The organism is Roseomonas aerilata DSM 19363 (genome assembly GCF_000711725.1).
GTDB lineage: Bacteria > Pseudomonadota > Alphaproteobacteria > Acetobacterales > Acetobacteraceae > Roseomonas > Roseomonas aerilata.
Window position 1 is genome coordinate 94,357 of sequence record NZ_JONP01000013.1, and the last position, 12,251, is coordinate 106,607.

Annotated in this window: 10 protein-coding genes; 5 read left to right on the plus strand and 5 right to left on the minus strand. The window is 72.0% G+C overall.

Annotated elements, in window-relative coordinates; genetic code table 11:
• Positions 1–9: 9 nt before the first annotated feature.
• Entirely contained in the window at positions 10–3,210 is a 3,201-nt protein-coding gene (locus BO39_RS16245; RefSeq protein WP_052402188.1) for an efflux RND transporter permease subunit, read from the minus strand.
• Between the two features lie 24 nt (positions 3,211–3,234).
• The gene (locus BO39_RS16250) at positions 3,235–4,362 is read right to left on the minus strand and encodes an efflux RND transporter periplasmic adaptor subunit (RefSeq protein ID WP_043835214.1); all 1,128 of its coding nucleotides are present in this window, start codon (positions 4,360–4,362) and stop codon (positions 3,235–3,237) included.
• 118 nt (positions 4,363–4,480) lie between these two features.
• Here BO39_RS16250 and BO39_RS16255 point away from each other — a divergent pair, with 118 nt between their 5' ends.
• The gene (locus BO39_RS16255; protein ID WP_245615202.1) at positions 4,481–5,077 is read left to right on the plus strand and encodes a TetR/AcrR family transcriptional regulator; all 597 of its coding nucleotides are present in this window, start codon (positions 4,481–4,483) and stop codon (positions 5,075–5,077) included.
• A 349-nt stretch (positions 5,078–5,426) separates the two neighbouring features.
• On the opposite strand, the gene secB is transcribed toward BO39_RS16255, so the two are convergent.
• Together secB and BO39_RS16265 are read right to left on the minus strand one after the other, a co-directional pair.
• Positions 5,427–5,939: a protein-export chaperone SecB gene (gene secB / locus BO39_RS16260; protein ID WP_084698170.1), complete on the minus strand. Its 513-nt coding sequence runs from the start codon at positions 5,937–5,939 to the stop codon at positions 5,427–5,429.
• Positions 5,940–6,025: 86 nt separating this feature from the next.
• Positions 6,026–6,583: a histidine phosphatase family protein gene (locus tag BO39_RS16265; RefSeq protein WP_043835216.1), complete on the minus strand. Its 558-nt coding sequence runs from the start codon at positions 6,581–6,583 to the stop codon at positions 6,026–6,028.
• 170 nt (positions 6,584–6,753) lie between these two features.
• Between BO39_RS16265 and BO39_RS16270 the strand changes: the two genes are divergently transcribed.
• From BO39_RS16270 to BO39_RS30040, 4 genes are all read left to right on the plus strand, one after another.
• Positions 6,754–7,410, plus strand: a complete 657-nt coding sequence (locus BO39_RS16270; protein WP_245615203.1) for a Tim44/TimA family putative adaptor protein — start codon at positions 6,754–6,756, stop codon at positions 7,408–7,410.
• 104 nt (positions 7,411–7,514) lie between these two features.
• Complete coding sequence (gene mltA, locus BO39_RS16275) at positions 7,515–8,393, plus strand: MltA domain-containing protein (RefSeq protein ID WP_052402189.1); 879 nt, start codon at positions 7,515–7,517, stop codon at positions 8,391–8,393.
• A gap of 63 nt (positions 8,394–8,456) precedes the next feature.
• Positions 8,457–9,230, plus strand: coding sequence for a (Fe-S)-binding protein (locus tag BO39_RS16280; protein ID WP_043835349.1), 774 nt, complete (start codon positions 8,457–8,459; stop codon positions 9,228–9,230).
• Entirely contained in the window at positions 9,227–9,871 is a 645-nt protein-coding gene (locus BO39_RS30040; RefSeq protein WP_052402190.1) for a DUF1345 domain-containing protein, read from the plus strand. Before BO39_RS16280 ends, BO39_RS30040 begins: the two co-directional genes overlap by 4 nt.
• A 238-nt stretch (positions 9,872–10,109) precedes the next feature.
• On the opposite strand, the gene BO39_RS16290 is transcribed toward BO39_RS30040, so the two are convergent.
• Entirely contained in the window at positions 10,110–12,083 is a 1,974-nt protein-coding gene (locus tag BO39_RS16290) for an AI-2E family transporter (RefSeq protein WP_052402191.1), read from the minus strand.
• Positions 12,084–12,251: the final 168 nt, after the last annotated feature.

Genomic DNA, 12,251 nt, shown 5'->3' on the forward strand with positions numbered 1-12,251 from the left:
CCAAGGGCCTCAGGCCCTTGGCGGGAGAGGTTCGGAGAGGGCAGCGCCCTCTCCGTGGGCCACCGCCGCCCCCCGCTCCCGCCGCGCGAGGGCCCGCGCCACCACGTAGAAGACGGGCGTGAAGATGAGCCCGAAGGCGGTGACGCCGAGCATGCCCGCGAAGACGGCCACGCCGAGGCTCTGCCGCATCTCCGCGCCCGCGCCGGTGGCGACGGCGAGTGGCAGCACGCCGAGGATGAAGGCGAGGGAGGTCATGAGGATCGGCCGCAAGCGGGTGCGGGCCGCGGCCTCGGCGGCCTCCCAGCGGGTCATGCCCTCCTGCTCGGCATGGCGGGCGAATTCGACGATGAGGATCGCGTTCTTCGCCGCCAGGCCGATCAGCACCACGAGGCCGACCTGCACGAGCACGTTGTTGTCGAGCCCGCGCCAGACCACGCCGGTGAGGGCGGCCAGCACGGACATCGGTGCGATGAGCACCACCGCCAGCGGCAGCAGCCAGCTCTCGTAGAGGGCGGCGAGCAGCAGGATGACGAAGACCACCGCCAGGCCGAAGGCGATGGGGGCGGTGTTGCCCTGGGTGGTTTCCTGCAGCGCAATCTCCGTCCACTCGTAGCCGAAGCCGGGCGGCAGTTCCTCGCGCAGCAGGGCCTCCATGGCCGCGATCGCCTGGCCGGTGGAGATGCCGGGCTTGCCCGCGCCCTGCACCTCGGCCGCGGGGTAGAGGTTGTAGCGGGGCACGCGGTAGGCAGCGCTGTCGGGCTCGAGCGACGCGAGCGCGCCGATCGGCACCATCGCGCCGTCCTGGTTGCGGGTACGGAGCAGGGCGACGTCGCGCGGGGTGAGGCGCTGCGTCTCCTCGGCCTGGGCGGTGACGCGGTAGGTGCGGCCGAGGATGTTGAAGTCGTTCACGAAGGCCGAGCCGAGATAGACCGACAGCGCCTCCGACACGCGCGACAGCGGCACGCCGAGCATCTCCGCCTTGCTGCGGTCCACCTCGGCGCGCAGCGTCGGCGTCTTGGTGTTGAACAGGGTGAAGGCCATGGCGATCTCGGGCCGCTGATTGGCAGCGGCGACGATGCGGTTCGTCACCTCCTCCAGCGCGCGGGAGCCGCGGTCGCCACGGTCCTGGATGTAGAGCTTGAAGCCGCCGCCGGTGCCGATGCCGGGCACGGAGGGCGGGGGGATGACGAGGGCCAGCGCGTCCCGCTGCCCCATCAGCCGCGCCTGCACGGCCGCGGTGATGCCGGGAAAGGTGAGGTGCTCCGCCTCGCGCTCCTCGAAGGACTTGAGGGTGAGGAAGATCACGCCTGAATTGGGCGCGTTGGTGAAGGTGGCGCCGTCGAAGCCGGTGAAGGCGACGGCGTGGGCGACACCGGGGATCTCCAGCACGTCCTTCGCCGCCTGGCGCACCACGGCGTCGGTGCGCGAGAGGGCGGCGCCCGGCGGCAGCTGGAAGGCGGCGATGAGGTAGCCGCGGTCGAGCGGCGGGATCAGCCCCGTGGGGGTCTTGCCCACCGTGTAGCCGGTGAAGGCGAGCAGCCCCGCGTAGAGGATGAGCAGCACGGCCGAGAGCCGCACGAGCCGCCGCGTCACCCCGCTGTAGCCGATCGACAGCAGGTCGAAGAGGCGGTTGAAGCCGCGGAAGAAGAGGCCGAAGGGCGCTCCGAGCACGGCCCGCCAGCCGGTCGCGCGCGCGTGGCCGTGCGGCCGCAGCAGCAGGGCCGCGAGCGCGGGGGAGAGGGTGAGGGAGACGAGGGCCGAGAGAAGCGTTGCCACCGCGATGGTGACGGCGAACTGCCGGTAGAAGGCGCCCGAGATGCCCGCGATGAAGGAGGTGGGCACGAAGACCGCGCAGAGCACGAGCGCGATGGCCATGAGCGCGAAGCCCACCTCGTCCATCGTGCGGCGCGTGGCGGCGACGGGGTCCATCCCCTCCGCCATGTGGCGCTCCACGTTCTCGACCACCACGATGGCGTCGTCCACCACGATGCCGATGGCGAGGATGAGGCCGAACATCGAGAGGTTGTTCAGCGAGATGCCGAGCGCCGACATGAAGGCGAGCGTGCCGATGATGGAGACGGGAATGGCCGCCAGCGGGATGATCGAGGCGCGCCAGGACTGGAGGAACAGGATCACCACCAGCACGACGAGGATGATGGCCTCGACGAAGGTGTGCACCACCGCCTCCATCGACTGCTCGATGAACTGGGTGGTGTCGTAGACGGTGCTGTAGTCGAGGCCCGGCGGGAAGTCGCGCTTCAGCTCCTCGAGCGTCGCGCGGAGCGCGGCGGCGGTGGCCAACGCGTTGGAGCCGGGGCGCTGGAAGACCGGCATGGCGACCGCCTTGTCGGCGTCGAGATAGGCGCTGAGCGTGTAGTCCTGCGCGCCCAGTTCCACCCGCGCGAGGTCGCGCAGGCGCAGCGGCGCACCACCCTCGCCGGTCGCGACGACGATGTCGGAGAACTCCTCCACGCTGCGCAGCCGGCCCAGCGCCTGGATGTTGAGCTGGAAGGCGCCGTTGGAGGCCTCGGTCGGCGGCTGGTTGAGGCCGCCCGCGGCCACCTGCACGTTCGCGCGGCGCAGCGCCTCCAGCACCTCGCCGGGGGTGAGGCCGCGGGCGGCGACCTTGGCGGGATCGAGCCAGATGCGCATGGCGTAGTCGCGCGCGCCGAAGACCTGCACGTCGCCCACGCCGTCGAGCCGCGCGATGCGGTCCTTCACGTTCAGCATCGCGTAGTTGGAGATGTACTGCTCGTCCCGCGATCCGTCCGGCGAGAAGAGGTGGATCACCATCATGATGTCCGGCGAGGCCTTGCGGACGGTGATGCCGAGCCGCCGCACCTCCTCGGGCAGCCGCGCCTCGGCGACGGCCATGCGGTTCTGGACGAGCACCTGGGCCTGGTCCACGTCCACGCCCTGGCGGAAGACGACGTTGACGGAGAGCCGCCCGTCGCCCGTCGCCTGGGAGGTGACGTAGAGCATCCCCTCGACGCCGTTGATCTCCTGCTCGATGGGCGAGGCGACGGTCTCGGCAATCACGGCGGCGGAGGCGCCGGGATAGGTGGCGGCGATGGTGACGGTGGGCGGCGCGATCTCCGGATACTCGCTGATCGGCAGCCGGAAGCCCGAGATGGCGCCGATGAGCACGATCGCGATCGAGATCACCGAGGCGAAGACGGGCCGCGCGATGAAGAACTGGGCGAAGCGCATGGCGGCGGTTCCTTACCGGCTTCCCTACTGGGCGTTCGCGAGGCGGGGCGGCGCCGCGGGGCGCAGCTCCGCCGTCACGCGCGCGCCGGGGCGGGCGAGGTGCAGGCCGGCGACGATCACGTGGTCCTCGGGCGAGATGCCGCCGCGCACCACGCGCAGGCCGTCCACGACGGGGCCGAGGGTCACGGGCTTCGCGACCACGGTGCCATCGGCCGCGACCGTCATCACCACGCGCGCCGCCTGGTCGGCCGCGATGGCGGCGTCGGGTACGAGCAGCACGTCGCCTTCCCCGGCGCGCAGGCGCAGGCGGGCGAAGGTGCCGGGGGTGAGGAAGAGGTCGGGGTTGGCGACCGTCGCGCGCGCCCGGATGGTGCCGGAGCGGTCGTTCAGCGCGGTGTCGAGGAAGTCGAGGCGGCCCTGCCGGCCGAACTCGACCTCGTCGGCCAGGCGCAGGCGCACCGGCTCGGCCCCGTCACCCTCGGCGCGCGCGCCGCGGCGGGCGAAGCGGAGGTAGTCGGCCTCGCTGAGGTCGAAGGTCGCGTAGATCGGATCCAGCGCCACGATGGTGGTCAGCAGGGTGCTTCCGGCCTGGACGAGGTTGCCGGCATCCACCCGGCGGTCCGACACGCGGCCGGATTGGGGCGCGCGCACCTCGGCCCAGCTCCGCTCCAGTTCCGCCTGGCGAAGCTTGGCGCGGGCATCGGTGATGCCGGCCTCGGCGTCGCGCTGGGCGGCGCGGCGGGTGTCGAGCTGGGCCTGGGGCGCGAAGCGCTCCCGCACGAGGGAGGAGGTGCGGTCGATCTCCTGCCGCGCCAGCTCGAGCTTCGCCTCGGCGCGCGCCAGCTCGGCCCGCGCGCTCTCGACCGCGATGTCGAAGGGCACGCGGTCGATGGTGAAGAGCAGGTCGCCGGCCCGCACCACCTGACCGTCGCGGAAATGCACGCGCTCCACCTGGCCGGAGACGCGGGGGCGGAGTTCCACGCGCGCCGAGGGCTCGAGCCGCGCGATGTGCTCCTCCCACTCGGTCACGTTGCGGCGCACCGGCTCGGAGACGGTGACGGTGGGGGGCGCGGGCTGGGCGGCGAGGGGGAGGACAGGCAGGGCGAGGGCAAACGCCAGCGGGACGAGACCCTTGCGAAATGGGGTCGGCATGGCCAATCTCCGGCGGTCGGATGATACCGACCGGTTCGTGACATTGATACGAACCGGTCGGTCACATTGCAACCCCCCTCCGGACAGGCTTTACGTCCGGTCAGACAGAGAGGTGACCGTGAGCGAAGTGTCCGCGACCCCCCCGCGCCGTACGGCCGCGCAGCGACTGAGGGAGGTGGCCCGGGATCTGTTCTACCGGCAGGGCATCCGCGCCACGGGCGTCGAGGAATTGTGCCGGGTGGCCGGCACCACGAAGATCAGCCTCTACCGGGCCTTCCCGTCAAAGGACGAGTTGGTGGCCTGCATCCTGCGCGACGACTGCGACCAGGAGGCGGCCTGGTACCGGGACGCGTTGGGCCCTGCGACGCCCCCGCGCGAGCGCCCGGCCGCCTACCTCGCGGCAGCCGTCGCGGAGCTGCGCCAGCCGGGCTTCCGCGGCTGCTCGCTCGGCCTCGCCATCGCCGAGTTCCCCGATCCCGAGCACCCCGCCCGCAAGGTCGCCGATAACTTCAAGCGCGGCCTGCGCGAAGCCCTCCGGCGGGTCTCCGCCGAGGCCGGCGCCGCCGATCCGGATATGCTGGGCGATACGCTGATGATGCTGACGGAAGGCGCCTTCTCCTCCGCGGCCTCCCTCGGCGCGGGCGAGGCGGCGGACGCGCTCGAGCGGGCAGGGCAGCAATTGCTGGCGGCGGCGCTTCCGGCGGAAGGGGGCTGAGGGTTCAGGCCCTCGTTCCGGTCGGCACTGGCGGCCCCGGGGAGAGGAAGAAGGAATTCTTCCTCTCCCCGGACCCCTCACCATCATCTTCTTCTTCGAGTGGGAAGGCTTCTGCGGCCGGTGCGCCTCGGGTCATAGACCCGAGGCGCACCGGCCGCGCAGGAATGGCGTTAACAACCAGGACCAGTCCTCAATCACCGCATCCGCGCCAGCCAGATGGGGGTCCAGGGGCCTCAGGCCCTTGGCGGGTGAGGTCCGGAGAGGGAGGAGCCCTTCCCGGGGGCCAAGGGCTGGAACCCTATCGCCAAGAACAGGGCAGCACCCGCCTGGCAGGCGCTACCGGGACGCGTCAGGCCAGCGCGACGTTGGCCGGTGCGCCGCCCTGGCCTCGGCGGGACTGCCAGAGGGCGACGAAGTCGATCGGCGTCAGGGCCACCGGCATGAAGCCGCCGTCGCGCGTGACGTCGGAGAGGATGTTGCGCGCGAAGGGGAAGAGCAGGCGCGGGCACTCGACCAGCAGCACCGGCTCCAGCACGTCCGCGCCCACGTTCACGGTGAAGATACCGCTATAGGCGAGTTCCGCGATGAAGGCGGTGGTGCCGTCGGCGGTCTTCGCGTCGGCGCGGATCTGCAGCGTCACCTCGAAGACGTTGCCGCCGTCCTGCAGGGCGCGGGCCTGGACGTCCAGCGCCACGTCGATACGCGGCTGCTCGCGCATCGAGGTGTAGATCTCGGGCGCGCCGGGAACCTCGAAGGAGAGGTCCTTCACGTACTGCATGTTCACGACCAGCGGCTGAACATTCTGGGGCTGCTGGTCGGCGCCGTTGGGCGGGGTGTTGGGAAGCGGCGGCAGGTCGGACATCGGGTCAGCCTTCGTCGGAGGGGCGGCGGTGCGGCGGGGGAGCACGGGCCGGGGGTGCTGTCAGTCCGGGTCCGGCGGCGCCCGCTTCAGCCGTGGTGCCAGGAGACCGTCAGGGGGCCGTCCTCGGTGGGGTCCACCCGCAGCCACTGGCCGTTCATTACGGAAAGCCCGGTCATGGCCATGATGAAGCCCCAGTGGCAGACCACCACCGTGTGCGGCCAGTCCGGACGCTCGCGCATCTCGCTGCGGAAGAGCCGGGCGCGGGAGAGGATGCTGTCGCTGCCCTCCTCCTCCTGCGGCCACCAGATCGCGTCGAGATGGTCGAAGTCGAGTTCGGGCCAGGCCGCGCAGAGGTCGTCGCGGTGGGAGCCGACGTCGCAGGTGAAGGCGAAGCGCTCCCGCACCAGGGGCTGGACATGGACCGGCAGGCCCAGGCGGCGGGCAAGAGGGGCCGCCGTCTGCAGGGCGCGGGTATAGGGGCTGGCGAGGATGCGGGTGACGCCCTGCGCCGCCAGGGCCTCGGCCGCGGCCTCCGCCTGCTCGTGGCCGAGGGGGGTGAGCCGCGGGTCCTCGATGCCGGGATCCTGGCGGGTGGCATTGAAATGAAGGTTGAACTCGCTCTGGCCGTGTCGCAGCAGGATCATGGGCGGTCCCCTTCCGGTCTTGGCCCTGCCGATAGCGGGCGGGGGCCGCGCGCACAACGCCCGCGCCTCCGCGGCCGTTCCCGGGAAAGGTGGCGAGGGAGCTCCCGGTCTCGCGCTGGCCGGTTGCGGCGGCGGGACCGCGCGCCTAACTATTGTGTCATGAGGAGATCATGATGCAGGGCGGCGGTTTCCCGGTTGACCTGATTCTGTTCGGGATGGTGGCGGCCTTTCTGGTGCTGCGCCTGCGCAGCGTGCTGGGACGGCGGACGGGCTTCGAGCGCCCGCCCGGAGAGCGCGGCTCGCTGCCCGTGCCGCCCCTGGCCGGCGCGGCTGCGCCTGCGGCGGCGACGCCGACCCGTGGCGTGCCCGACCCGCGCGGGCCGGTCGGCCAGGCGCTGGCGCGCATCCGCTCGGCCGATCCCTCCTTCGATCCCGCTGGCTTCCTCGGTGGCGCGGAGGGGGCCTTCCGGATGATCGTGGAGGGCTTCGCCTCGGGTAACCGGGTGGCGCTGCGCAACCTCCTCTCCGACGAGACCTATGCGGGCTTCGAGGCGGCCATCACCGACCGCGAGGCGAAGGGCGAGCAGCAGCGCACCGAGATCCGGGAGATCCGCGAGGCCACGATCGACGGCGCCGACCTGCGCGGCACCACCGCCGAGGTCACCGTGCGCTTCGTATCGGACCAGGTGAACATGACCACGGACGCCGCTGGCAAGCCCGTGGCGGGCACCGATGCGGTGACGGAGCTGACGGATATCTGGACCTTCCAGCGCGACGTCCGCAGCAGCGACCCCGCCTGGAAGCTCACCAGCACCCGCTCCGCCTGATCATTCCTCGGGCAATTCGGCTTCTCCTCGCCTTCCTCGCGGCGGGGGTCGCCCCGGGCTGCACGCCTTCGCCGCGCTGGGAGCGGGACCGGCTCTCCGAGGCGGTGCCAGCCTTTGTCGCGGGCTGCGCAGCGCTCGCCGATCCGGGAACGCTGGCGCCGGCCTGCGCGGCCGCGCCGCTGGTGCCGCCCGGCAACGATGCCGCGGCCCGCGCCTTCTTCCTCCGCTATTTCGAGCCGGTCCTCGCGGGTGAGGGGCTGGTCACCGGCTATTACGAACCGGTGCTGCGCGTCTCGCCTGTCCGGGCGCCGGGCTTCACCGCGCCGCTCCTCGCGCCGCCCCCTCTTGGGCAGCCCGACCTGCCGCGCGCCTCGACCGAGGCGGCGGTGACGGCGGGTGCCTGGCCAGGGCAGGTGCTCGCCTGGGCGGACCCGGTGGACGCCTTCTTCCTCCAGATCCAGGGCTCCGGCCGCGCCGTCTTCCCGGACGGGAGCGAGCGGCGGCTCGGCTATGCCGGCAAGAACGCGCATCCCTACGTGCCCATCGGCCGCGTGCTGATCGAGCGCGGGGCGATGGCCCGGGAACAGGTTTCCATGGATTCGCTCCGTGCCTGGCTGCACGCCGCCCCGCCCGGGGAGGCGCGGGCGCTGATGGACGCCAACCCCTCCTGGGTCTTCTTCCGCTGGCGCGACGACCTGCCGACCGTGGGCGGGCCGGCCGGAACTCTCGGCGCGCCGCTGACCCCCGGTCGCTCGGTGGCCGTGGATCGCGGCCACGTGCCGCTCGGCCTTCCCCTGTGGATCGAGACGCGCCACCCGACGGAGGGCGGACGGCTGGAGCGGCTGGTGGTGGCCCAGGACACGGGCGGCGCCATCCGCGGCCCCGCGCGCGCCGACCTCTTCTGGGGCTGGGGCGAGGCGGCCGGCTCCGCGGCGGGGCGGATGCGCGAGACCGGGCGGATCTGGGTGCTGCGGCCCCGGTAGGAGGAGGGCGGCCCCAAGAGGGCAACATTGGCGCGGTCCCGCCGCCCGCCTATCTTGGGCGGGATGTCCGACACCAAGCCCCGCGTCGCGCTCTTCGTCACCTGCCTCGTCGATCTCTACCGACCTTCCGTGGGCTTCGCCGCCCTGAAGCTGCTGGAGGAGGCGGGGTGCCAGGTCGAGGTGCCGGCCACCCAGACCTGCTGCGGCCAACCCGCCTATAATTCCGGGGATCGGGGGACAGCGAGGGACCTCGCCCGCGCCGTCATCGACGCCTTCATGGGCTATGACCACGTCGTCGCGCCCTCCGGCTCCTGCGCGGGGATGATCGCGCACCACTACCCCGCGCTCTTCGAGGACGACCCCGCCTATCGCGGCAAGGCCGAGGCGCTGGCGGCCCGCACGCACGAGCTCACCTCCTTCCTCGTGGACGTGATGGGCCTCGACGCCGCCCGCCCCGCCTATGACGGCATCGCCGCCTATCACGACAGCTGCTCCGGCCTGCGGGAAATGGGGGTGCGGGCCCAGCCCCGTGCCCTTCTCGCCAAGGTGCCGGGCCTCACCGTGAAGGAACTGGCCGAGCCCGAGCTGTGCTGCGGCTTCGGCGGCACCTTCTGCGTGAAGTACCCGGCGATCTCGACCCGCATGGTGACGGACAAGGTGGCCGATATCCGCGGAACGGGCGCCGACACGCTGCTGGCGGGCGATCTCGGCTGCCTGCTGAACATGGCCGGCCGCCTCAAGCGGGAGGCAAGTCCCATCCGCGTGCGCCACGTGGCGGAGGTGCTGGCCGGCATGACCGGCGAGGTCGCACCCATCGGGGAAACCGGGGAGGGGTGAGCGCGGCGATGCTTCCTGCCCGGCTGCAGCGCCGCCCCATCCTCCTGTCCTCGCTCGTGCTGGGGTTGGCGGCGGGGCTGGTGGCCTGGCTGGTCGGCCTGCGCGGCACCAGCGCCGTGCTCGCCTTCTGGAACGCCTCAGCCTTCACCTACGCCGTGGCGATCTCCGTGACCCTCTGGGACGATGAGCCCGAGGAACTCGCCGCCCGGGCCGCGGCGCTCGACCAGGACCAGTGGGGCATCCTCCTGGCCAGCGTGATCGCCGCCCTCGCGGCGCTCGGCGCGGTGGTGGCGGACCTGGCGACCGCCAAGGGCACCGCCCAGGCCACGGGCGCCGCCCTCTCGGCGGGCGGCACGGTGGTGGTTTCCTGGCTCTTCGTGCAGGTGCTCTTCGCGCATCACTACGCGCATGTGCACTGGCTGGGCGGGCAGGGCCTCGACTTCCCCGGCAACGACCGGCCTGATTTTCCCGAATTCCTCTACTTCGCGATGACGGTGGGCATGACGGCCCAGGTCTCCGACGTGACGACGCGCACGGCAACGATACGCCGCGCGGTGCTCGGCCACGCGGCGCTCGCCTTCCTGTTCAACGCGGTGATCCTGGCGGCAGCGGTGAACCTGGCGGCGGCCCTGCTGGGGTAATGTGGCTTCGCGGGTGACCCCGGGGAGAGGAAGAAGGAATTCTTCCTCTCCCCGGCCCCCCCACCATCATCTTTTTCTTCGGGTTTAAGTCGCTTCGCGGCCGGTGCGTCTCCGGTTCATGAGCCAGGGGACTGCATGTTTAGGGCGGTTCCACGATAGCCAGAGGGGGATCCATGGGCCTCAGGCCCTTGGCAGGACGAGATGAACGCTGCGCGTTCACCCTGGCGGACCGCCTCCATCAAGTCACGGCTGGCGGGGCTTCTGCCGGGGTCGCCTCGGCTGAGAGGCAGGCCAGCGCATCGCGGAGGGAGCGGGCCTCGCAGCTTCGCATGCCTTCCTCCCGCAGGGCCGCGAGGACGGGGCTGTCGCGTTCGGCGCCCCAGACGCCGGCGACGAGCAGGGCGTTGGGGAAGCGGCGTCGCAGGCGGCGGATGGCGTAGCGGGCACTGGTGGCGCCGCTGCCGCCCTCAAGGGCTGAGAGCACCACGGCGCGGGCTCCTTCCGGCACGGCCGTCCCTGCCTGATTCGTGGCGTCGCGCAGGGCTTCGGCGGGCAGAGTGGTGGCGCCATAGCCGGCGAGGGTGAGCACCTGGGCGAGCATGGCAGTGGCCTGTTCGTCCAGCCGACCGCGGCCGGCGACGCAGAGGACGGTGCCAGGCTTGGCCCATTCGGCCGGGGGTGCGGGGGGCGGAGGCGGGGGCGGGGCGTCGGGGCCCGGCGCGCCGTCGTTCTCCCGCTGCACCGGGCCATCGGCCTCGATGGCCGGGGGCTCGACGTCCTCGTGCTCGGAGAGGTCGTCCAGCAGCTCGTCCACCCGGGCGCGCAGCACGTCGAGCCGGGCACGGTTGAGGGCGCCGCGGGTCGCGTCCTCCTGGGCGAGGGAGAGGCCGGGCAGCGCGACGCTGTCGTAGTAGGCGAGGAGCGGCATGCCGCGGAGCTGAAGTTCCGCCTGCTCGGCCAGGCCGTCGGCATCGCCGGCGAGGGCACGCTGGTAGAAGGCCTCGGGCGGGGCGAGCGCGGCGCGGTCTCCGAGGAGGACGTCGAGGAATTCGAGGCGGTCCACGTGGCGGCCGAGAACCACCAGGCCGACGGTGAGCGGGGTGGCCAGCAGCAGGCCGATCGGTCCCCAGAGCCAGGCCCAAAAGGCCGTGGCGAGGAGGATGGCGACGGGTGAGAGGCCGGTGGAGTGGCCATAGACCATCGGCTCCACCGCCTGGGCCATCAACGGCTCGGCGACGGCGAAGAGGATGATGACCCAGATGAGCATCGTCCACCCCGGATCCACGGCGATCGCGAGGAGGAGGGGGAAGGCGGCCGCGATGAAGCCGCCGATGAAGGGGACGAAGCGCATCAGCCCCGCGATGACGCCCCAGAGCAGGGGGTTGGGGATGCCGATGGCCCAGAGCCCGGCGGCGATGCCGAGGCCGAAGGCGGCGTTCATCGCCGTCTGCGCGAGAAAGTAGCGGGAAAGGCGGGAGGCGGCGTCGTTGATGGCGGCGGTGGTGCGCTGGAGGTCGCGCGAGCCCATCAGCTTGATCACGCGGTCCCGCAGGTCCTCCCGGTAGAGAAGGAGAAAGACGACGAAGACGATGACGATGCCGGTGGTGGCGACGGGGCCGAGCAGGGGGCCGACGACGCGCTGCATGACGACGAGGAGGCCCGGCGCGGGCTCGCGCACCTCCACCGGAAGGGGCGGCAGGCCGGACTGCGCGGTGGCTGCCGGAGAGGCGGCGGAGGAATCCTTCGAGGAGAGGCCCTCGCCGAGGGAGCGCAGCAGCTCCGAGGCGCGGCCGAGCGGGCCATGGTCTCCGAAGAGGCCGGTGAGCTTCTGGGTGACTGTGGCCTGGTAGAAGGGAAGGTCGTTGGCCAGCTCGGCCAGCTGGCGGCCCATCAGCGCGCCGAGGCCCGCGATCACCGCGACCGCGAGGATGACGCCCAGCATCTCGGAGGCGACGCGGGGCACGCCGATCTTGCGGAAGGCGCGGACCACCGGTGCCAGCACGAAGGCGAGGAGGATGGCGAGGGCCAGCGGCACCAGCAGCTCGCGGGTGACGTAGAGCACGCCGACAAGGGCAATGCCGGCATAGAAGACCCCAGGACCGCCATTGGGCACGCCGGCGGCGGCCACCTCGGCGGAGAGGTTGGGGCGGGAAAGGCTGGAGCGCGCCGGCCCCTGGGCACGGGACGGGCGGGAGGGGACGGAATCCGGCATTGGCTCCACTTGGTCGAGGACCACCAGGGAACGCGGGCCGGGCGGTTATGTTACGAGGGCGGAGAAGAACGGCGTCCGATCGAGGGGTGAGGCGCCTGGTGACGCCAGGGAGAGAGGGAAGGAAGTCTTTCTCCCCTCGACTTCATCATCATCTTCTTTGGAGCTGGC

Coding starts and splice junctions, on each gene's coding strand:
- BO39_RS16290 (WP_052402191.1), bottom strand. CDS start 12,083: ATGCCGGATTCCGTCCCCTCCCGCCCGTCCCGTGCCCAGGGGCCGGCG.
- secB (WP_084698170.1), bottom strand. CDS start 5,939: ATGTCCGACCTGCCGCCGCTTCCCAACACCCCGCCCAACGGCGCCGAC.
- BO39_RS16280 (WP_043835349.1), top strand. CDS start 8,457: ATGTCCGACACCAAGCCCCGCGTCGCGCTCTTCGTCACCTGCCTCGTC.
- BO39_RS16270 (WP_245615203.1), top strand. CDS start 6,754: ATGATGCAGGGCGGCGGTTTCCCGGTTGACCTGATTCTGTTCGGGATG.
- BO39_RS16245 (WP_052402188.1), bottom strand. CDS start 3,210: ATGCGCTTCGCCCAGTTCTTCATCGCGCGGCCCGTCTTCGCCTCGGTG.
- BO39_RS16265 (WP_043835216.1), bottom strand. CDS start 6,583: ATGATCCTGCTGCGACACGGCCAGAGCGAGTTCAACCTTCATTTCAAT.
- BO39_RS16250 (WP_043835214.1), bottom strand. CDS start 4,362: ATGCCGACCCCATTTCGCAAGGGTCTCGTCCCGCTGGCGTTTGCCCTC.